21 protein-coding genes are annotated in these 19,574 nt (G+C 68.9%); 9 read left to right on the forward strand and 12 right to left on the reverse strand.

The window, feature by feature from the left end; genetic code table 11:
• Positions 1-234 precede the first annotated feature (234 nt).
• The gene (locus A6A25_RS33050) at positions 235-723 is read right to left on the reverse strand and encodes a hypothetical protein (protein ID WP_158073859.1); all 489 of its coding nucleotides are present in this window, start codon (positions 721-723) and stop codon (positions 235-237) included.
• A gap of 250 nt (positions 724-973) precedes the next feature.
• On the reverse strand, positions 974-1,153 hold the full coding sequence (locus A6A25_RS45965) for a hypothetical protein (protein ID WP_241829044.1): 180 nt from the start codon (positions 1,151-1,153) through the stop codon (positions 974-976).
• A gap of 629 nt (positions 1,154-1,782) precedes the next feature.
• On the opposite strand from A6A25_RS45965, the gene A6A25_RS44960 reads away from it, so the two are divergent.
• The 6 genes from A6A25_RS44960 to A6A25_RS33085 all read left to right on the forward strand — a co-directional run bounded on the left by A6A25_RS44960 (position 1,783) and on the right by A6A25_RS33085 (position 6,989).
• On the forward strand, positions 1,783-2,379 hold the full coding sequence (locus A6A25_RS44960) for a hypothetical protein (protein WP_198932946.1): 597 nt from the start codon (positions 1,783-1,785) through the stop codon (positions 2,377-2,379).
• A gap of 24 nt (positions 2,380-2,403) precedes the next feature.
• Positions 2,404-3,051 (forward strand): hypothetical protein, encoded by a 648-nt coding sequence (locus A6A25_RS44965; RefSeq protein ID WP_198932947.1) that lies wholly within the window; start codon positions 2,404-2,406, stop codon positions 3,049-3,051.
• Positions 3,052-3,332: 281 nt separating this feature from the next.
• Complete coding sequence (locus A6A25_RS33070) at positions 3,333-4,169, forward strand: SAM-dependent methyltransferase (protein ID WP_073897031.1); 837 nt, start codon at positions 3,333-3,335, stop codon at positions 4,167-4,169.
• Complete coding sequence (locus A6A25_RS33075; protein WP_073896956.1) at positions 4,166-6,280, forward strand: hypothetical protein; 2,115 nt, start codon at positions 4,166-4,168, stop codon at positions 6,278-6,280. Before A6A25_RS33070 ends, A6A25_RS33075 begins: the two co-directional genes overlap by 4 nt.
• Before the next feature lie 21 nt (positions 6,281-6,301).
• Positions 6,302-6,523: a helix-turn-helix domain-containing protein gene (locus tag A6A25_RS33080; protein ID WP_073896958.1), complete on the forward strand. Its 222-nt coding sequence runs from the start codon at positions 6,302-6,304 to the stop codon at positions 6,521-6,523.
• Between the two features lie 67 nt (positions 6,524-6,590).
• The gene (locus A6A25_RS33085; protein WP_073897032.1) at positions 6,591-6,989 is read left to right on the forward strand and encodes an RNA polymerase-binding protein RbpA; all 399 of its coding nucleotides are present in this window, start codon (positions 6,591-6,593) and stop codon (positions 6,987-6,989) included.
• A 121-nt stretch (positions 6,990-7,110) separates the two neighbouring features.
• Here A6A25_RS33085 and A6A25_RS33090 read toward each other — a convergent pair whose 3' ends face one another.
• On the reverse strand, positions 7,111-7,926 hold the full coding sequence (locus tag A6A25_RS33090) for a hypothetical protein (RefSeq protein ID WP_143193567.1): 816 nt from the start codon (positions 7,924-7,926) through the stop codon (positions 7,111-7,113).
• On the reverse strand, positions 7,923-8,153 hold the full coding sequence (locus A6A25_RS33095; protein WP_073896962.1) for a hypothetical protein: 231 nt from the start codon (positions 8,151-8,153) through the stop codon (positions 7,923-7,925). Before A6A25_RS33095 ends, A6A25_RS33090 begins: the two co-directional genes overlap by 4 nt.
• Before the next feature lie 1,040 nt (positions 8,154-9,193).
• Here A6A25_RS33095 and A6A25_RS33100 point away from each other — a divergent pair.
• A complete protein-coding gene (locus tag A6A25_RS33100; RefSeq protein ID WP_073896964.1) occupies positions 9,194-10,003 on the forward strand; it encodes an NYN domain-containing protein in 810 nt (269 codons plus the stop codon).
• A 26-nt stretch (positions 10,004-10,029) separates the two neighbouring features.
• Here A6A25_RS33100 and A6A25_RS33105 read toward each other — a convergent pair whose 3' ends face one another.
• The 6 genes from A6A25_RS33105 to A6A25_RS33130 form a co-directional block, all read right to left on the reverse strand.
• Positions 10,030-10,977, reverse strand: coding sequence for a hypothetical protein (locus A6A25_RS33105; protein WP_143193568.1), 948 nt, complete (start codon positions 10,975-10,977; stop codon positions 10,030-10,032).
• Positions 10,978-11,035: 58 nt separating this feature from the next.
• Entirely contained in the window at positions 11,036-12,304 is a 1,269-nt protein-coding gene (locus A6A25_RS33110; protein WP_143193569.1) for a hypothetical protein, read from the reverse strand.
• Between the two features lie 17 nt (positions 12,305-12,321).
• Positions 12,322-12,597: a hypothetical protein gene (locus A6A25_RS33115; protein WP_073896970.1), complete on the reverse strand. Its 276-nt coding sequence runs from the start codon at positions 12,595-12,597 to the stop codon at positions 12,322-12,324.
• Positions 12,598-12,610: 13 nt separating this feature from the next.
• Positions 12,611-13,573 (reverse strand): inositol monophosphatase family protein, encoded by a 963-nt coding sequence (locus tag A6A25_RS33120; RefSeq protein ID WP_241829045.1) that lies wholly within the window; start codon positions 13,571-13,573, stop codon positions 12,611-12,613.
• Entirely contained in the window at positions 13,552-14,001 is a 450-nt protein-coding gene (locus tag A6A25_RS33125; protein WP_073896974.1) for an NUDIX domain-containing protein, read from the reverse strand. Before A6A25_RS33125 ends, A6A25_RS33120 begins: the two co-directional genes overlap by 22 nt.
• 111 nt (positions 14,002-14,112) lie before the next feature.
• Positions 14,113-14,598, reverse strand: a complete 486-nt coding sequence (locus tag A6A25_RS33130) for a 6-pyruvoyl trahydropterin synthase family protein (RefSeq protein WP_073896976.1) — start codon at positions 14,596-14,598, stop codon at positions 14,113-14,115.
• Positions 14,599-15,035: 437 nt separating this feature from the next.
• On the opposite strand from A6A25_RS33130, the gene A6A25_RS33135 reads away from it, so the two are divergent.
• A complete protein-coding gene (locus A6A25_RS33135) occupies positions 15,036-16,316 on the forward strand; it encodes a helix-turn-helix domain-containing protein (RefSeq protein ID WP_073896977.1) in 1,281 nt (426 codons plus the stop codon).
• A 15-nt stretch (positions 16,317-16,331) separates the two neighbouring features.
• On the opposite strand, the gene A6A25_RS33140 is transcribed toward A6A25_RS33135, so the two are convergent.
• Positions 16,332-16,976, reverse strand: a complete 645-nt coding sequence (locus A6A25_RS33140; protein ID WP_073896979.1) for an HAD family hydrolase — start codon at positions 16,974-16,976, stop codon at positions 16,332-16,334.
• 173 nt (positions 16,977-17,149) lie between these two features.
• Between A6A25_RS33140 and A6A25_RS33145 the strand changes: the two genes are divergently transcribed.
• Positions 17,150-18,013, forward strand: coding sequence for a hypothetical protein (locus A6A25_RS33145; RefSeq protein WP_073896980.1), 864 nt, complete (start codon positions 17,150-17,152; stop codon positions 18,011-18,013).
• 75 nt (positions 18,014-18,088) lie between these two features.
• Here the strand turns inward: A6A25_RS33145 and fxlM are convergent, their stop codons facing one another.
• Positions 18,089-19,312 carry a methyltransferase, FxLD system gene (gene fxlM, locus A6A25_RS33150; RefSeq protein ID WP_073896982.1) on the reverse strand — a complete coding sequence of 408 codons (1,224 nt, stop codon included), beginning with the start codon at positions 19,310-19,312 and terminating at the stop codon, positions 18,089-18,091.
• Between the last annotated feature and the right edge of the window lie 262 nt (positions 19,313-19,574).

Here is a 19,574-nt window from a genome sequence, read left to right on the forward strand (position 1 = left end):
CAGCCTCCCAGCCACTGGCATCACAACTAAGCAGCGACACGCTACTAGTAGTTGAGTCGCATTTCGAGTTGTCTTCGCACCTGTGACGGCCACCTGGGGCGGGACCGACCGGCCCGCCCCAGGTTGGCAGGACCGACTGTTAGAAGCCGCGCGGGAAGCTCTCACGCCGCCCGTGTCCAGCCGGTCGCTCCGGCGGATCGTGCCTGCACGACTTCGCGTTCGCCATGCTGGTGCTCACCTGTGGTCGCGAACCTTCTCCGCAGACCAGCCGACGAATTCGGCGATCTCTTCGTCGGATGTACTCCGCATGGAGATCCAGTCATCCAACACCTCGCTCAAGCTGCTGGGAATGCCGTCGGTCACGGGGCGAGGTCCAGGCTCCGACTCGATCTGGTCCATGTGGAACCACATGCCGTCGGGATCGAGTCGGTCAGTCGTCGCGTCGTAACCTTCAAGGCCATCGTCGCCGTGGGCGAGTTGTTCACCGGTGCGCCAGTCGAGGATCTCCCATGAGTCCTGCCCTGTCTGGCCGCCGTCGACAATGCGATGACCTTTAGCCTCCAACGCCTCGATTTCAGCATCTTGTCGCCGCGTGTCTTGGGCTTGCCCCGACAACAACGCTCGAACGTGGGCGCGGACAGAGTCGGTACGGTTCGGCATAGGTTGGCGAGGATCGCCTACCTCGTGAGCGGCGCGCGCGTAGTTCGTGCCGGACTCAGTCATGTGCTGTCGCACTGCTCGGGTGCGAGCTCTGTTGGACTTGGTCATCATGCGCTCCCCAACGGGACTCCCACGCCGCCCCACAAGGTTGGCAGGCGATTTCAAGTAGCACGCTGCGTCGGAGACGGCTTGTCCTCGGTTGCCGGCTGTGGCGTGGGCGTTCCGGCTCGGAGTCGGGCGGGCGTGACCGCCGCGCACGAGTATATCGGGAGACCCGACGATCACTGGCTCCGAGTAGGAGGTGGCGTGCGAACTACCTGCGTTCGCGCAGCGCGGCGAACGGAACGAACTGGTCGACCAGGTGGAGCTTGTCGCGGCGGCCGTCGGCGTAGCCGATCTCGTAGTTGACGATCCCGTACCAGTCGCCCTCCACGCGGGGGAAGCGGCCGTGAAGCCGTCCGGGTACCACGCCCGTGAGGTCCAGTCCGGTCACGATGACGTGCCGTGGTGCGTCCGCCGGCCGTGGGAAGAGGATGTCCAGATTGACCCACACCGACGTGAGGACCGGCCTGCGTCCGTGGATGTCATCGCCCTCCCAGCGCGTGAATGGGCTGTTGATCACGACACGCCCGCCTACCTTGCGCCGGTCGCCGCCCGCGCGCGGTGGATGAGGTCGCCGTAGGGTTGGTCGTCCAACTCGGCGCGGTCGGGGCTGGCGTGGCTGCTGGTCAACCGCCAGCTCGCGTCGACTCCGGGTGTCGCTGCGCAGGCGGGGCAGTCCACGCGGACCTCGCCTCCGGCGAAGATCGCTCTGCTGACTCCGGGGACGACGATGTGTCGTCCGCCTTTGCAGGTGGCGGGAAGGACGGCGATCGTCGTGCCGGTCTGATCGACTCGGTAGCGCAGTGCGCCGTCCGGCGCGGGGGTTGAAGGCGGCGGAGTCACGTTGGCAAACTACCACCACGCTCGCACATATGTTCGACTCGTCTGGAATCTGGTGGCTCGCCGCCGTGCGTATGCACCGTGCGCGCCTGGCCATCTTCGTCGGTCACGCCGGAGGCAAGAAGCACTCGTACCGGGCGTGTCCGGAACGAATCCGGCGGAGACTGTCGTGATGAGGGTATGACTCAGATCGACGAGCGGACCGGTCAACGCGTGGAGCAGCAGATGGCGGACGGTGAGGTGAGCGGCGAACAGGAGCCGACCCCTGCCGAGGTGCTGGAGTGGCGCCGCGATGACGTATTCCTCCCCGAGGCGGACGCTTGCCCGGAGGAGTACCCACGCCTGCGGAACATCTCGGCCGGGTTCATCTTCGGCGGCGTGGTCCGGCCGCTTGAACCGGCTCCGCCCGAGTACGTGACGCTCCCGGCGCCCCACACCTCGCCCGAAGAGTTCCTCGCGATCGCGCAGTGGAACATGCTGTGGGAGGCAGCCCAGTTCCGGCGGCGCTTCTTCGACCTGGACGACCTGCCACAGCCGATGACCAGGATCGCCGACCTCGGCGACGTCAACGTCACCTTCGTCCCGCGGACACGGGCGCGGTACTTCGAGTACGCGCCGCTGTTCCACCTGCTGCCCAAGCGCGTCCTGGACATGTTCGAGCTCCCGTTGCTGCGAGGCGGACAGTGGCCGTTCATGGCCGACTGGTCGGGCATCGACGACTTCCTGCCGCCCGATTTCGAGGCACGGCTTGCCCGCGCCTGGGCGTGGACGGTGTAGCCGCACCTGGTGTCGGGGTCGAAGATGAAGGCGTTCTCAGGCGACGACCCGATCCGGCTGCTGGCCCACAACCTGGACTTCTGGGTGCCCGCCGTCACCACCACCATCCAAGAGCGCCTGCGGGACTTCCCCGAGATCGACAAGGGCAAGACGCCCGGCCCGGTCACCCTGGAGGACGGCAGCGTGCTCGCCGGGGCCGTGGCCGGCAACCCGCGGATGGGCGGACAGGTCTGGTTCGGCGAGGACGACGCCCGCGACGCCGTGGCCGAGACCGTGGAGGCCGCCGACCGGACCGGCCGGCTGCGCAGCATCCTGGACGCGGTCCGCTCCCACCGGGTCGAGGACGACTTCTCCAGCCACTGGTCGTACGCGCGCGAAGACTTCGAGCGCAAGCTGCACGGGAAGCGGCGAAAGGTGACGGTGAAGTTCGTCGAGCTGACCGACACCGTCCCTGTCCAGGGACCGGAGAGCGAGGTGCTGGGCAACCTGGTCACCAACGACTTCCTCACGCTGCTGGATGCCCGGAACCGGGAGATCGTCGTGCTGCTCAACAGCGGCGTGACCAGCAGGACCGAGATCGCCGACGTGCTCGGCTACGCCAACCACAGCGCTGTGTCGAAGCGACTCGCGCAGATCCGCCGCGCCGCCGAGGCGTACTTCGACGAGAACTGACCCGCTGCTCGGCTCTGCCGCGTTCGAGGCCACCCGTGCGGGTGATCATGGCCGAGGTAAAAGGGGTGCTCAGGCGGGGTGCCGCCCCACCAGCGCCTCATGAGCGCCCTGGTCCCGCTCTGGTTCGGATCTTCCTACCGCCGGTCTAATCGCCGACACCAATTGACGGTCGACTTCGGGCAAAGCGGCGAATCGCTACCCGTCAGCCTGCCCGAGTCGACCAGGGTGCGCGGCGAGTCGGGCTCGTGAGTACGAGCCGGGGCGGGGAGAACGGCACGGTGATGGCGACGCAGGAGGACGCGCGCGAGTGGGGCGCGTCCGTCGATGTCAATGTGCCGTCGCTGTCTCGGATCTATGATCACCTGCTCGGCGGCGGGCACAGTTTCGCCTCCGACCGCGCGACGGCCGCCGCGATCATGGCTTTGGTGCCGCGCTACGACGTGTTCGTCCGCGAAAGTCGTGCTTTCGTGCGTCGCGCGGTGCTGCACATGCTCACCGCCGGGATCGAACAGTTCCTCGACCTGGGCGCGGGCATGGGCGGCGTTCGCCACGTGCACGAACTCGCCCAGGCCGAGCAGCCCCAGGCCCGTGTCGTCTATGTCGACCGCAACCCCGTAGCCGTCGCCGGTCTCGAGCTAATAGTCCGTAAGGACGATCCGAGCACCGGCGTGATCGAGGCCGACCTGCGGCACGTCGAGGAAGTACTCGACCATGCCGTGACGACTCGGCTTCTCGATTTGACCCGCCCGGTGGGCGTGGTGGTCGGGTCGGTGCTGCATTGCCTGCCCGACGCCGAAGACCCGGCCGCCACTTTGGCCGGGTACCACGAGCGGCTGGCACCCGGCTCGCTACTGGCCGCCTCGCACGCCGACGGCATCGTCCTCGGGCTGGAGACGGCCGCCGCGGTCGAGGACTGTCTCGCCAAGGCCGGGATCACGCTCGTCCACCGAAGCCGGCGGCAGTTCGCCGACCTGCTGGGACCGTGGCAACCGCACCCGGACGGCGTAGCGCCGATCGGCTTGTGGCGACCAGACGGCCTGACCCTCGTCCGGCGCGAGTGCCTGTGGGGCAACGCCGTGCTCGCTAGCCGCCGTCCCGAGCCGGCGGAGCGTGCGTGAACGAGGCCGAGTACATCAACACGGTGTCCGGATCGGTCTACGGCCAGGTGCTGCAAGCCCGCACGGTCACCGCCGACACCATCGTCCTGCAGGCTTCCGAGCGTCGCGGGCGGGTGCCTCGGCAGCTTCCGCCGCCCGGACGTACCTGGGTCGATCGCGTAGACGAACTGGAGCGCCTGGACCGACTGTTGGCCACGGTGAGCCCGACCCGCGTGGTGGTGACCGGCCTGGGTGGGGTCGGCAAGACCGGCTTGGCGGTGCGTTGGCTCGACGCGCACCACGAGCGCTACCCCGACGGCGTGCTGCACATTGACCTCAACGGCTGGAGCGGCCACCCGCCGCCAGCCACACCGCAGGTCCTCGCCGGGTGGCTCCGTGCGCTCGGAATCGCCGCCGACGACCTGCCGGGCGAGGTGGCCGAGCTGGTCGCGCTGTACCGGACGGTCACTGCGGACAAGGCGGTGGCCGTGCTGGTCGACAATGCCCGCTCCGCCGAGCAGGTGCAGCCCCTGGTACCCGCCACGGCGCGCGGCACGATCCTGGTCACCAGCCGCTACCGCCTCGCCGGACTGGCCGTCACGGGCTTCCGCCACCTCGACCTCGACTGCTTTCCCGCCACCACCGGCGCCATCCTCCTGGCCGGCCTGCTCGACGAGGACCGTCAACCTCTCGGCGAGGAGCTGCTGCACGCCCTGGCCACGCGCTGTCACGGGCACCCGCTGGCCCTCACCATCGCCGGTGCCCACATCGCCGCCTACCCCCGGCGCGACCCGGCGCGCCTGATCACCCGCCTGACCCACCTCGCCGAGGCGTCCGCCGCCTTGGACCCGCACGAGCTGTCCGTCGAAGGAGTGCTGCAGATGAGCTACGAGGACCTTGACGCCACCACCGCCCGGCTCTATCGCGGCCTGGCCGAGCACCCCGGCGCCGAGTTCACCGCCGAGCCGCTCGCCGCCGGGCTCGACGTGGCGGTCAGCGCGGTCGACCGCGGACTCGGACGGCTGGTGGAGGCCAACCTCGTCACCGAGACCGGCGACGAGCGCTACCGGCTGCACGACGTCCTGCGCGAGCACGTGCAAGCCCTCGCCGACCAGGACGACCAGACCGAGCGGCAGACGGTACGTCGCCGGATGATCGAGTGGTACCTGCGGCGCGCAGCAGCAGCCGACAAGGTCATCAACCCTTTCCCCCGCCGCTTCAGCGACGTCTACGTCGACCTAGACACCGGCATGTTCGACGACGCCAAGGCCGCCTTGGACTGGGTTGACACCGAACGCGCCAACCTCCTCGCCGCGCAGCAGGTCGCCGCCGACCAGGGCTGGACGGAGCTGGTGTACCAGTTCGGCGAGGTCCTCTGGAACCCGCTGCGCCCCAACTACACCGCCGGTGAGTTGGTGCGCTCACAGTTCCTCGGGGCCAACGCCGCCGCCGACGCCGGGCACATCCTGGAGGTCGTCTGCCGCACCCGGCAGGGCTTCGGCGAGACCAACCTCGGCCACCACGAGGCCGCCGTCGCCATCTGCACCATCGCCGTCGAGCGCGCTACCGAAGTCGGCGACCCGTGGCTGCAGTCCGGCGCGCTGTCCACCCGTGCCCGCGCCCACCTCAAGGCCAACGACCCGCACGCCGCCCTGCCGGACCTTCAACGGTCCCTAAACATCGCCGAGGAGATGAACGACGCCCGCAGCATCGCCCTGCGGCACCGCCGCCTCGGCGAAACCGCCCTGCACCCCAAGATCTCCGACGCCCGGCTCGCCGCCCACCACCTGCGGCTGGCGGCCAGCATGTTCAGCGGCATCGGCGATGACATCGGCTACGCCCGCACCGTCCTGCACCTGGCGCGGGCCCTGACGCTGAACGGACAAGCCGCCGAGGCGGCCTCCGAGTTGGCCGAGATCGAGCAGGCCGTGCACGACTACGGCTCGGTTGGCTACCTGGCCGACCTGTGCACCGTGCTCGGCGAGGTCCACGCCGCGCTCGGCGACATGGCCGAGGCCGACCGCCGTTACGGCCAGGCCATCGACTACTACACCGCCGCTGGCCCCGGCGCCGACAAGAGCAAGGCCGCCGTCATCGACCGGCGAGCCGCCCTCGACCAACCGACCGCCTGACCGCGAAGAGGAGCGACCGGCATGACAGCACGCACCACGGCCAAGGGGAAGCGGATCACCGGGGAAGCCCGCGTCAAGATGGCCGCTGACCTGAAGAAGAAGTACGAAAAGGGCGCCAGCATCCGCGCACTGGCCGAGGCCACCGACCGCTCGTACGGCTTCGTGCACAGGGTCCTGTCCGAGTCCGGCGTGGTGCTGCGCGGGCGTGGCGGCGCGACCCGGACCAAAACCAAAGCGCCATAGCCCAGCGACAGCGGGCACGAGAACGGCTCGCGACACCAGCCCGTCCGATACGCGAGCGGAGATCATGATGCCCAGACGGGTCTTGCGGGGCTACCGCCTGGGAACGCCCACCGGCGAACCGGATCGCGACGCGCGGCCGGCACCGCGGGTGCAGGTCCGCTTCACGTGCCGCAGAGGGCACGAGTTCACCGTGCCGTTCTCGACCGACGCCGAGATCCCCGCCGCCTGGACGTGCCCGCGCCACGGCATCGAGCACTGCCTCCGCATCGACGACGACTCCGACTGGACGCCGCCCAAAGGCAAACCTCCGCGCACGCACTACGTCATGCTCTTGGAGCGACGCAACGTCGCCGATCTCGAGGTCCTTGTCGACCAGGCCCTTGCGGGCATTCGCCGCCAGCGCACCTCGCCCTACGGCCGCGTTCCCATCGGCGACCGGACCTACGGCTTCCGCTTCGAGCCATGACCTCGCGCTGCCCGAGGCGTCGCTCGGGCAGCGCGATGGCCAAGTCACCGCTGCGCTCGACATGCGCGCTGTTCATCGGCGTGCACTTGTCGAACGGCACGGGCACGCCGGCCAGCTGTCATCACGCGAACGCCGCCACGACCGCGACGATGAGCACGACGACCGCCATCAGGACCGCCGCGAGCAGCGTGGCGTTCACCGAAGAAGTTGTTCGCGCACTTGTCCTGTCGGTGTTGTGGGCCTGCTCTGAGCGATGGATCACCGGTGAGGGAATGCCGGGGCGGAGGTGACGGTTGCGCGCGGAGTTCAGACGTTCCCACGCCGTGAAGAAGTGCTTGACGTCGTTGGGACGTCCGGCGTGCTCGCACAACACGGCCAGCAGGACGTTCACGCGCTCTTTGTGCGCAGGCCAAAGCGCCTCGTCCGCGTTGTTCGTGGGTAGGTATCTGCTCAGAGTCGTTCGTTCCCAGGTGTGTTTCGAGTTCTTCTCCCGCATTTTCTCTGCGATGTCACGCAGGGGCAGCTTGCCTTTCAGCGACTTCAACGCGTCCATGAACAGCACCTCGGTGGTAAGAGCGGCGATGTCAGGCGGCAGCGCGTTCCGCAGCGGAAGATGTTCGGCCAGGTGTCGGTAAGTTCGCTCACAGACGGCGACATCGTCGTCGTCCGCTTCGAGCTCGCGCAGGATCGTGGCGTACACCCCCCACTCGACCAGCAGCGGGAAAACCGCGAAGGCGGCATGCACGTCTCCGAGTGGAAGGCCGGTGCGGTCGGCGAGCAGCACCTGGGTCCAGGTCTGCCCGCTCTTGGGCTGCTCGTACAGGCTGTTCAGCACGGCCTGCAACGGCCATGCATCGCGCCGTCTGCCACCGCCGGCACCGGGGCCTCGGGATCGGCCCTGGCTGAAGTTCGATTCGGGCATGTCGATCGTGGTCACCTCAGCGCACCGTCGCGGGTAGGGGCCGCCTGCTTGCTGGTCGTCGGTCGCACCGCCGTGGTGATGAGCCAAGCCGCGACACCGGCCGCGCCCGTGAGCGGTTGACCGAGCAACACGAGGACGACGACGAACGCTGCGGCGATGGTGAAGGTGCCGATCTGGACGAGGGGCGTCGCACCGCAGTTCGTGCGAGGCAGGATCGCCAAGGGTGCCGGAAGCACGGACATCGGAATGCTCTCCAAAGGGTCGGACGTCGGGTGAACGGTGAAGCCCCGATCGCGGAGCAAACCGACTGGTGGTGGCCGCCACCGCCCCGCGAGGGCTTCACCATCTTCACCGACTTTCCGGCGACAACACCGACCTGGGCCGAAATTCGATGTCCCGACCACAAGGTGGGCTGCCTCACACTTTTCGGCGCCGGGTGACGAGGGCGGTGGACGCGCCGAAAACCCATGTCTACCTGGGGAAACGTGGAGTTGGCGCAGACGGTCTACCCATTGCCGCTGGTCAGGCGATGTGGGGTGGCGTGTCCCATGTGCCGCCGCCGAGGCCGTTGAACGTCCCGGTACGACTTACTGTGGAGGCGCTCTCCGGGCACGCCAGTGGCCGTATGCAGGGCGAACGGGTTCCGAAGGCACTCTTCTCATGGACGTCGGGTGGACTTCGGGTTCAAGGGTTGGGCGTTCCTCGTGGCCGCGAGGGACGCCCTACCTGTCCCATTCCGCTGGTCAGATGCCCTGTAGCGAGCCGGGCCGCATGTGAAGTTCCTGGTCAGGGCGTCGCGTCCGTCTACATTCGACGGTCCTGAGACCGTATCGGCGCTGGTCAATCCACTTCTTGGATCGCGCCTCCGCTGAGAACACCCTGGTCCAGGCCGGTTCACTGCACTAGTGAACCGGCCGAGGTGTCAACTACGCGCTCAGGACCCCTCTGGACTCCGCAAAACCGCTGATCACAGGCGTGCGCCCGCCCTCATTCGACACGGGCCTGCCCGACCGTGACACCGAAAGGAATCCAGCGTTTCCGCAGGTCACAACGGCCTGGCTTACTTTCACGCTCTCCAGGCTCGCCGATCGATGCTCGCCACGACGGGAACAGAACCCGTCGCCGAGGACGAACTACCGGCAAAACCGCTGTTCAACCCCGGTGCCCGAGTATCGGCAAGGCCCGGATCGAGGTCAGTTGGGCCGCTGGGGGCGAAAGAGCGGGCCCTTGCTCAGCCGGTCGCGCCATCAAGTCGCGCTACGGAGCCGTCGATGGGCAGGAGGTGGAAGCACTCGCGGCGGGAGGCCGAGTCGAGCAGGTCAACGCCTCGGTCGGGGTCTACGTGGACTTCGAGAACCTGGTCTGCGGCGCGGGCCGAGGGCTACCCGGTCGCGCCAATCCGGTTCCCTACGCGGCGATCACCCAGCTGTGCCGCGACTACGGCAACGCCGTCATCCGCCGCGCGTACGCGGACTGGGCAAACCCGCAGTTCGGGCGCTATCAGCAGGACCTGGCGATGAACGGCGTCGACCTGATCCAGGTGGTCCGCTTCGGCGCCGCCCGCAAGAACGCCGCCGACATCCGCATGGCCGTCGACGCGATGGAAACGCTGATCACCCACCCCGAGGTCAGCGTGTTCGTGCTGGTCGCGGGCGACGGCGACTACACCCCGCTGGTACAGCGGCTACGAGAGTTCGGCAAGCACGTCGTCGGTGTGGGCACCGAGGCCAACGCCAGCCCACGGCTGGTGTCGGTGTGCTCGGAATACAAGTACTGGGGCACCCTGGTCGCCCAGGTCGAACCCGAGCCGGGCGACCACCTCGCCGACGAGTTCGACATCACCACCGCCGAGAACCTGCTGGTCACGGTCATGGAGCAGGCCACCGTCACCACCCCGACCGCCGGGTGGGTCAAGAACAAGATGACTTCCCTCGACCCGGCGTTCGACGAGCGCAACTACGGGTGCCGCAGCTTCCGAGACTTCCTGGCGCGCGTGGCGCACCGGGTCACCGTGGTGGGTGCCTCGGGCGGCGACATCACCCTGACCCTCACCGGCAGCCCTGACGCGGTAGACCAGGGAGAACACGCTTGAACTCACGTCGAGTCGGATCTGATCTGTTAGGGCGCGAGGTCGTCGAGGCCGAATTGCTGTTCGTCCCATCGCCGGCGCAGTTCGACGAGTCGTGCCCGGTCGGTGACCACGACCTCGGCGCCCCCTTCGTCGGAAACACGGCTGATCAAGTCGAGTCCTTCCAGGAACAGCAGGGCCCTGCGCAGTCGGTGCGAGGGATAGCTGCCTTTCTGCCTGGCGGCGGTGACCTGCGCTGCTGCGGAATCCAGGAGATCCGGGGTTCGCTGCTTCCACAGCTCGGCCAGTTCGGTTCGATCACACGCGGACCGAGTGTGATCGGTGACGTCGAGGAGCAGGTCGACGACGTCCACGGTTTCCCCGAAAACCGGTAAGCCCTCGAACTGGATGGGGTCCTCGCTTGCCCGGCGCGCGGGCCCGCGGCGGGCGCGCTCGGTGGCCACGGCATCGGCCAGGACGCGCCGCTCGGCGCCCGTGGCGGTCGGCCAGGGCAGCAACCGCAGCCTCGCCCACAGCGCGGTGTCGGCCAGCGACTCCTCCCCGGAGTGCGCGTCCCGATGCTCCTCGACGGCGACGGCCAACGTCAGCAGCACCTGACGCAGCGACTCCGCGACGGCATCGCTGCGGATGGCCCGGACCTGGTCGACGGCCATGTTGAGGTACTGCCGCAGGACGGCGTCGAAGACCACGGACCGTTCCCGCCACTGCGCGTACTCCTGGTACTTCTCGGCGTACTGTGCCGCGCTGATCAGGCCCGCGTCCCGGTCGGCTTCAGCCTGCTTGATCGCCTCGCGGTGGTGCACACGGGTCTGGATCGCACCGGACTCGATGCGTCGCAGCACTCGGTGGGTCTGCACCGCACGATCGTCGGCCAGCAACGCGGGCCAGTTGCCGCGCTGGGAACGGCGCAGCGCCTCGCGCACGTAGGTTTCGGCCGCGGTGTCATCGTCACGGCCGTAAGGCAAGGGCTTGCGCATCATGCTTTCCGAGACCTGGAGTGGGCAGACGTCGAGGGTTCGGTAGGTCGTGGAACGGTCACGGTTGCGGTGGAGGCGGTGTGTCCCAGATGTGCACCCTGTCCGTCGTGACCAGGGGCTTGTCGGCAGGCCCTTTGATGTGGGCGGGCACCACTCGCTCCTCGTGTTCGCACCCACCGTCGGCGTGGGCGCGGGGGTTGAGGCAGGTATTGCGCCGGTAAGGGCGGACCGGCCAGCGGCGGGTCCATTGCGGTGTGCGGCGGCCGTGCGAGGCTGCCGTGTCCTCGGCGCTTGCCTGCGCCGAGGGCCGGTGGCGGGTGTGCACTCGAACCAGCTGCACGGTGCCGGGCCCGAGGATGTCGGCTCGCCTGTCGCGTTTGAGGCCGTGACGTGGACGGGGCACGGTTTCGGTCTCGGTGAGCTGGGCGTTACCGGTCTGTCCCATCAGCTGCCAGGCGGTGTAGACCACGTGCGCCCACTGGCTTCCGTTGTCCGGATCGGGGCGGGACAGTGGCTGGTCGAATCGCAGGACGAGTTCGTCGTAGGTCTGCATCCGGGCGAATCCCGCGAAAGTTTCTCGTGCGACCAGGTCTACAGCGGTGAGCGTCCCGCCGCTGCGATTGTCGATGGCCAGAGGCCGGTCCAAGGGAAGGCTGTCCCAGCCCTTGCTGCCCGTGGTCCAGAAGGTCAACCAAACGCCGTCGAACTCGGGCGTCAAGGGCGCCGCGCCCTGCGGCGTGCGGGGTATCCAGCGGATCCTGCCGGGTGCTCCGTCCAGGTCGAGGTCGGCCGGACTCCACCGCGACCACGAGACGCCCACGACGGGAAAGGTCAGCCGCAGGTCCTCGTCCAGGTCGGGGGCCGCGGTGGTCCACGGGCTGGTCAACGCTGCGGCGAGGTCGACATCGTGGCTGCCGATCGGGTGGGCGAAGAGCATCAGCCCCGCTTCGGCCGGCATTCGACGGGCCCGGACCGGCTCGTGGGACGGGGTGGCCGCTGCCGCGAGCGCCAGCGAGGTCATGTCCTCGTCGACCCAGTACAACTGCGCCTGGCGCAACCGTCGCTGCTCGCTGCGTGCCATCAGCATTCCGCCCATGATGTCGATGCCAGCCGTCTCTTCGGGGGGGCCGGAGATCGTCGGGATCAGCGGGCTGCTTCCGCCGACGACGCGCATCATGAATTCCCGGCTATGGGGTGGCTGGAGCACCTGCTCGCACATCTGAATGCGCAGATCGGGCAGTTCGGAGGGATGCGGCGCGACCCACGCCCCCAGGTGGGCGGAAATGGTCACCTCACGGCACGGACGTGCGGCGCGGTCGGCAGTCATGTGGAGCCCGTTCTTGGTCAGATACGGCGCAGAGCCCAAAGGACGCGGTCCAGAAGCGCAAGATGCTCGTCGTCGGGGCGGTGGCCTTGCAGAGCGGCCCTGAGCGCGGCGGCGCGCTCCTGGTCGACGTCCAGCGGGTGAGCCAGAAACCCGGCTGCAGGGAGATCCCCGATGCTGGGCAGGTACTGCGTGAGCGCGCCGTGGTCGACGCTGGGCGCCGGAGTGCCAGCGGCTCGGACCGGTACGGGCAGCGGCACTTCGGACGAGCGGCGCTGAGTCGGCAGGATCACCACGGCGTACTCCCGTTCACGGCAGGACTTCGGTTCCGTCAGGAGCGGCCAGGTGGTCGAAGCCGTCGGGTTCGTTGCGATCGGGCCAGAAGCGGCTACCACGCAGCACCCGCAGGAACGGCAACACCTCGTCCCGTAGACCCGGCGTCATCGCGATCGCGCAACGCGACCTGGTCGAGTGCGGACTGCCATCGGCGTCGAGCACGAGCGCACCGGCCTCGCGGGCGATGACGGCACCGGCCGCGGTGTCCCAGGTGTGGTTGCCGAGCAGCACGCAAGCATCGAGGGTGCCGTCAGCGACCCAGACCAGGTCCAGCGCGGAGGAGCCATACCGGCGCAGCCCTTGCGCTCGTGCAGTGAGCTCGCGGTCCACGGCGGCGCACAGCACGTCCCGCAAACCTTCGTCGGCACCACTGCCGTAGTCGCTGAACCCGACCAGGGCCTTGTTGAGGACGTCGGTGGTGGAGGTGCTGATCGGGTCGCCATCGCGGTAGGCGCCGTGACCGTGGACCGCCCAGTAACGGTGGCCGAGGAAAGGCAGCGCGGTGACTCCGAGGATCGGCTGGTCGTGGTGGACCAGGCCGAGCGCGATGGCGCACAGCGGGTTGGCGTGCTGGTGGTTGATCGTGCCGTCGATGGGATCGAGCACCCAGTAGGTGTCCGGGTTACCGACCGCTCCGGTCTCTTCCCCCACGAACCCCGTCTCGGCGTGGCCGCGCGCGCTCAGCCGTTGGCGGACAAGGTGTTCGATGGTCTCGTCCACTTCGGAGACCGGATTGCGATCTCCCTTGTAGCGGATCTTGCGTGGAGGGTGGTTGAGCACGTGTTCGACCGCGAGGTCGATCGCAGCGTGGGCCGCCGGCAGGGCGGCGGTGAGGTCGAGTGCCGACGACATGGTTCCTTCGGGTTTGTTTCTGGCGGCACGGTGCGCCGGATGAACGAGCGGCGGATGCCTGGTCAGGAGTCGGCAGGCCACCACGGGTGTTCGCCGGTCAGGCCACCGACGTGCAAGCGCTCCGCGAGCCCCGTGGGACGCAGGTCGACGTGGTCGAGTTCGGTGTTGGTCACCCAGTGCGCTTCGCCGTGACCAGCCTGGATCGCACTGAGGTCGGTGAGGGTGACGTCGAACAGCAGCGCCAGTTCATAGACCTCGGGCTCCCCGCCTGCGCCGCGATGGCCGGGCAGCTCCACGGCAGCGCAGAAGTCCAGGTGGGCGATGTGAGAGTTGACTTGATGCCAAAGGATGCGCCGCAGGGCGTATTCGGCGGGTTCACCGGCCGGTACGAGACCGCCGGGCAGGCGCCGTGCGGTGGTGCCTGAGTCGCGGACGAGCAAGAGGCGCTCGTCGTGTCCTACGAGGCCGTAGACGGCGACGAGCGGGCCGAGGGCGGGTGAGGTGGTGGTCATGGTGCTCTCACGATCGACGGACAGGGCGATGTCAAAGGTGCACGCCGGGTGGGGCCAAGCCGAGCAGTTCGTTGACCGCGAGCGTCACGGCTGCGTCCGACGCGGCGGTGTTCATCGGGGCACCGGGGGCTCGTAGACGGCGGTGTTGAGCCGGGTCTCGCGGACCAGAACCCGCTCGACCCGCGCACCGTCCGCGCGGGGAAGGCCAGCCAAGACACTCTCGGCGACCCGACCCAGCAGGACCGCGACAGCCTCCACCGTCGGCCACGGCAGCCCGTAGGCGAACTGCTCGGCTACGTCCGCCGGGTGCTCGACTCCGAAGCAGAACACGCGGCTGCCCTCCGCGATCAGCGGCTCGATCAGGCGGTCGCGCGCGCCGAGCATCGTGGCGTGGTCGAGGTGCTCGTCGATCCACCGCCGAAGCCCGACCTTGAGCGCGCCGAACTCCACGACGGTCACCTCGGGATTCAGCTCCGGGGCGCTCACCGTTACTGCGGCCGACCAGGAGTGGCCGTGCAGGCTGACGCATTTGCCACCCAGGTGCGGCAGCCGGTGCCCGGTCTCGAACGAATGCTCGACGGTGATCTTGTGCGGCATCAGCGGACCACCATGCGCGACCAGGCGGTCGACAGGGGCGATTGCGGCAACATCACCTCGTGCATCTGCACTGAACCAAGCTCACTTTCCGCTGTGTCAGGCGGCCACATCGACTACCACCTGCGGTGGCCGGTCGGGGGTCGACCACCGCAGGCACGAACCCAGTCAACGACCCTGCCCGCCCTGATCACCAGAGCGACCGTGCGGCGGTTGCGAGGCGTCCACAGGGCGACACCCCGCCTGACCAGGGCGTTCCCGCCCTCGACGTGTGCTGGCCCTAATGGGTGCATGGAGCGGCAATGTGGCACCCGACCATGCCCGAGTTGGGTGGTCAGTTACAGGGCGGCGGTGAGGCACCGGTGAGGCGACACCGGCCGTACGCAGCGAAAACGGGCGAGTACCCTCCGCTATGGAGGGACCGGCAGGAGGGACGCGCGATGGCAGCACGAGCGCTCACTCCGCTTGCCGCGGTTCGCGAGGCTGCCGGTTACACCCAGGAAAGTTTCGCCGTCACGCTCAAGGTCGAGCGCACCACGATCGGCCGATGGGAACGCGGCGTCCAGTCGCCCCAGCCGTGGCAGCGGCCCGGCCTCGCTCGCGCCCTGCAGGTCTCCCTCGAGGAGTTGGACGACCTGCTGCGCCGCACCGCCCGTCGCTCCAGCACGGCCACCCCGGCTGCGGTCCTGGCTCCAGGATCGGTCAGCGTCGAGCTGGTTCCGCCAGTGCCGTTCACCAGCGAGAACTGCGAGCGCGAACCCGTCGCCGAGGTCGACGTCATCCACGCCGCCATCCCGCGCCTGCGCCGGGCCCTCGACCGACTGGACCTGCCCGACGACGGGCCGACCAGGACTCCAACCGATCTACACGGCGATATCGCCCGCGCCAGCGACGACCGGCTGCAGTCCCGCTACGGCAACCTCGCCCGTCGCCTGCCCGACCTCATCACTGAACTCGCCCGCGCCGGCCAGCTCGGCGACGTCGCCGGTCGCCGCCACGCCGCAGCCCTGCTCACCCTGGCGCTGCGTGCCGCCGACGGGGTGGCCTTCAAGTTCGGCTACCTGGACCTGTCCGCGCGGCTGATCGACCTGATGCGCTCGGCCGCCCAGCTCGCCGAGGACCCACTGCTGCTGGCCACGGTGGCGTACGTGCGTACCGAGACCTTCTTCGCCAACGGCGACCTGGATACCGCCGCCAGAGCCCTCGAACTCGCCGCCGACCACGTACCCGACCTCGACACCGCCTCGGCCTCGGCCGCCTTCGGCGCCCTGCACATGCGCGCCGCGGTCGTCGCGGGCCGGGCTGGCAAGCCCGATCGCGCCGCCGACCACCTGCGCGAAGCCCGCCGCGCCGCAACCGCCGTCCACGAAGGCGTTTACCAGGGCACCGCGTTCGGGCCGGCCTCCCTACGCATCCACGAACTCGCCGTCGCCGTCGAACTGCGCGATCCTCTGGGCATCGAACGGGCGGCGGCGTGGCACCCGCCCGACAACCTGCCCGCCGAACGTCGCTCCCACTACTTCATCGACCTCGCCCGCGCCCAGCTCACGCTCGGCCGTCACGAGGACGCCTACCTGTGCCTGCAAGCCGCCCGCCAGGCCGCGCCCGAGCACACCCGCACCCATCCCCAGGTCCGCCATTCGCTGTCGACCTTGCTGCGTACTCACAGCGCCCCGAGCACGGGACTGCTCGACCTCGCCGCCTGGGCTCGTGCTCGTTGATGCCCGGCCGGACGTTTAGTGCGGCGCCAGCAGATTGGGCAGGTCGTGCAGGGAGTCGATCACCCAATCGGCGTCGCGACGCACCAGCGGGTCGTCAGCCCAGAGGTAGCCCCACGGGCCACGCCTGATCAACGCCGTGCGGAACCCCGCCGCCTTCGCCGCCACCACGTCGTTGTCCCGGTGGTCACCCACGTACACCGTCTCGCCGGGTCCGTCGGGCACCATCTCCGCGACGCGCGCGAAGAACTCGAGCGAGGGCTTGGCGACACCCCAATCGCCCGACGTCGCGACCTGGTCCACCGGCAGGCCCAGCGCACGCAGCAGCTCGGCAGCGCGGGAGGTCTGGTTCCCGGCCACCCCCACCCACAAGCCGAGCTCCCGCAGCCGCGCCAAGCCGGGCCGGACGTCGGGGTAAAGGTCGTTGTCCTCGATGTGCTCACCCAGTCCGGCCTCTTCCCGTAGCCGCCGTTCGCGGGCAAGGTCGAATCCCGGCTTGAAGTACTGGAACGTCTCGGCGTTGTCCCGGCCGGCAGCGGTGACCGCACCCAGCACGGTCGAGAAGGTATGACGTGGCACGCCGATCCAGTCGGCCCACGCACCCCACTCGCGCGAGTCGTCCAGCAACGTCTCGCCCACGTCGAACACCACCGCGGTCACCATGCTCCTACTCCTACGTCACCCACGATCACCGCGCCACAGAGGTCTTGCGGCCCGCACTGCCCCGCTGACCTCGCCGCCGCGCGGAAGCCGGTCGAGCCGCCGCGTGGTCTGACGCCACACCGGCCACGCAGCCTGCACCGACGTCGGCAGATCGGGGCTGCCATCCTGAACCGATGAGCACCTCCGGTCCGGGCCGCGGTCGTGACGACTTGGGACGCGCGCTGTTGGCCCAGCACCCTCGTGGCGAGCAATGGCGACAGCTCGACGTGACCATTGCCAACCTGACCTTCGAGCAGATCACTCGCATGGGCTCGCTCGGTGAGGAGCGCGCCTCCGATCGCCAGGCCGTTCGGGACAGGATCATCAACCGGATCTCCGACCCCGAGCTGGCCGGACGGCTCGCCTCACGGTGGATCCGATGGAAGGACACCTTCGGCCTGCCGATGCCCGCCGAACTCGACGACCCGATCGCCGTGCTGCAACACCCCTACCTGCTGGCCCGGCAGGCTTCACCGGACCACTCCGGCTGGCATAAGGTGGTCCTGCCCGTGTTCGACGCCGGACTGGCGATCGCAGCGGCAGGCCACGACGACACGGGAAGCGCCGACTACGAATTGCTCATCGCTCCGTGGCGGCAGACCTGTCTGCCCTCGCGACACACCGCGACTGACGCCTACGGCCCGCACACCCAAGCCGCGCTGCGAGTCCTGCGCCATGCCGAAGCCACGCCGGCAGGGGTTGTGCGCCGGATGGGTCGAGTGTGCGCGGAAGTCGACGAGCAACGCTGGGAAGCGGCTTGTGACGCGGTCACCGAGGCGTCGATCGCGTGGGGGTTCCCGCTCCGGGCGCGCTCGCTGTACTGGGAGACCGTTCCAGCCGCCGAGGACGCCGTCGGCGAGTCACCCACAGACACGGCGGTCGTCAACGCACTGTGGGGCGCGGCGATCTCGCAGGCGTTCGCCGGACGACTCGGATCCGACACCAGCGCGCTGTTGGCCAGCCCCTGGCGGACGGCGGGACTTCCACTCCCCGGATGACCACCTCGCCGCGCTCCACGGCAACGGTCAGGCCGCGCCTCTGCCTGACACCGAGGTCGCAGACCGGCGACGAGATCATCCGGCCGGGTCGTAGGTGAGGACGAACCTGCTGTGTGTCTTGTCGATGGCTGGGCCCGCCAGTTCGCTGTCCGGGGTACCAGCCGGGTAGACGATGAGCGATGGCGTGTGCTGGTTCCGCTCGGGCGCCCAGGATCGGATCTCGTCGCAGAGGTACTCGGTCAGCTCGTCGGCGGCCGGGCCGTGACCGATCGCGCCCAACTCCCACCGCACCTCGTCGTCGGATTCCAGGCGGCGGGCGGTGAGGTACACCAGCGTGTCGCCCTCGACCAGCGCCATGCGCCACCACCCTGCGACCGGATCGCACACCTCGGGCGGGACGTCGGCGTGGACCTTGATCCGGCACACGCGCGGGTCGGTCACGGTCAGGCGGAGCCAGAGCCCGTCATGCGACTCGTTCCTGCCGATCGTGGTCCCGGACCAAGCCGTGACACGCGGCTGGTCGAGCACCCCGCGCAGCGCTTCGGGGTCCACGGCCTGATCGCGGTCCCAGTGGAGCGACACCAGCTCGTCGGCGGTGATCGAGCCGCTGAGTTCGCCCTCGCCGTCACCGACCAGGTACACGAAGCCGCACAGGTGGAGCGAATCGGACACCAGGCGGCCATCGGTGTAGGTAAAGGCGACGCTGCGTCCCTGGCCGCGCCACCGCAGCGGGGCGACCAACCGTCCTCCGGGCGCGAGCTGTTTCCACCACTGGGCGGGGATGTCCCACGGTGAGACGGTGGCGATCATGCGGTCGTACGGCGCGTGGTCGGGGTAGCCGAGCCCACCATCGCCGGTAACGACGTGCACGTCGCCGTAGCCGGTGGCGGTCAGCGCTTGTGAGGCTTTCGCGGTCACGTCCGGGTCGATGTCGATCGTGGTCACCAGGTCCGCGCGGCCGGTCAACTGGGCGAGAAGACAGGCGTTGTAGCCGGTGCCCGCACCGATCTCCAGTACACGGTTGCCCGGTCGGACGTCGAGCTGGTCGAGCATCGCCGCGACCAGCCACGGCGCCGACGCACAGGACAACGACCGGCCGTCCTCGAAGCGATGAGTGACCACCGCCTGCCACGGGTCGTAGGCGGTGGTAAGCGGGGCGTCGGGCACGAACTCGTGGCGTGGTGTCTCCAGCAGGACCCGTTCAACTTCGTTGAGCTGCGCGTATCCCGACTTGCGGACCCTGGCGACCATCTCCGCGCGCAGAGTCGTCGGCGACGCGGTGGTGGTATCGGTGTCCATCGCTTCCCTTCTTGTTCAACGGTCATCTCGGTGGCGGCCGGGCAGCATGATCCTGTAGCCACTCACCCAGGCTTGGGACAGGCGGTCACTCTGGGTTGTTTGAACTGGACTGTGCTCGCCGGAGCGCGCCGAGAAGGCAGCACGCTCCTCTCGGTACAGCCCCGAGGTAGTCAACTGCGAAGGTGCTACGCCAACAAGCAGGTCCAGACGATGTCGCTGAGGCATCGCTTGGCTTGACCTGCACGAAAGCGAGGACTCGTCG

Origin of the sequence: Saccharothrix sp. CB00851, assembly GCF_001905065.1 — a bacterium.
GTDB lineage: Bacteria > Actinomycetota > Actinomycetes > Mycobacteriales > Pseudonocardiaceae > Actinosynnema.

What these genes read in the sequence shown, in the direction of transcription:
- A6A25_RS33050 (WP_158073859.1), bottom strand. Translation starts at nt 723, where the DNA reads ATGACTGAGTCCGGCACGAACTACGCGCGCGCCGCTCACGAGGTAGGC.
- A6A25_RS44960 (WP_198932946.1), top strand. Translation starts at nt 1,783, where the DNA reads ATGACTCAGATCGACGAGCGGACCGGTCAACGCGTGGAGCAGCAGATG.
- A6A25_RS44965 (WP_198932947.1), top strand. Translation starts at nt 2,404, where the DNA reads ATGAAGGCGTTCTCAGGCGACGACCCGATCCGGCTGCTGGCCCACAAC.
- A6A25_RS33070 (WP_073897031.1), top strand. Translation starts at nt 3,333, where the DNA reads ATGGCGACGCAGGAGGACGCGCGCGAGTGGGGCGCGTCCGTCGATGTC.
- A6A25_RS33080 (WP_073896958.1), top strand. Translation starts at nt 6,302, where the DNA reads ATGACAGCACGCACCACGGCCAAGGGGAAGCGGATCACCGGGGAAGCC.
- A6A25_RS33085 (WP_073897032.1), top strand. Translation starts at nt 6,591, where the DNA reads ATGCCCAGACGGGTCTTGCGGGGCTACCGCCTGGGAACGCCCACCGGC.
- A6A25_RS33095 (WP_073896962.1), bottom strand. Translation starts at nt 8,153, where the DNA reads ATGTCCGTGCTTCCGGCACCCTTGGCGATCCTGCCTCGCACGAACTGC.
- A6A25_RS33105 (WP_143193568.1), bottom strand. Translation starts at nt 10,977, where the DNA reads ATGCGCAAGCCCTTGCCTTACGGCCGTGACGATGACACCGCGGCCGAA.
- A6A25_RS33110 (WP_143193569.1), bottom strand. Translation starts at nt 12,304, where the DNA reads ATGACTGCCGACCGCGCCGCACGTCCGTGCCGTGAGGTGACCATTTCC.
- A6A25_RS33125 (WP_073896974.1), bottom strand. Translation starts at nt 14,001, where the DNA reads ATGACCACCACCTCACCCGCCCTCGGCCCGCTCGTCGCCGTCTACGGC.
- A6A25_RS33130 (WP_073896976.1), bottom strand. Translation starts at nt 14,598, where the DNA reads ATGCCGCACAAGATCACCGTCGAGCATTCGTTCGAGACCGGGCACCGG.
- A6A25_RS33135 (WP_073896977.1), top strand. Translation starts at nt 15,036, where the DNA reads ATGGCAGCACGAGCGCTCACTCCGCTTGCCGCGGTTCGCGAGGCTGCC.
- A6A25_RS33140 (WP_073896979.1), bottom strand. Translation starts at nt 16,976, where the DNA reads ATGGTGACCGCGGTGGTGTTCGACGTGGGCGAGACGTTGCTGGACGAC.
- A6A25_RS33145 (WP_073896980.1), top strand. Translation starts at nt 17,150, where the DNA reads ATGAGCACCTCCGGTCCGGGCCGCGGTCGTGACGACTTGGGACGCGCG.
- fxlM (WP_073896982.1), bottom strand. Translation starts at nt 19,312, where the DNA reads ATGGACACCGATACCACCACCGCGTCGCCGACGACTCTGCGCGCGGAG.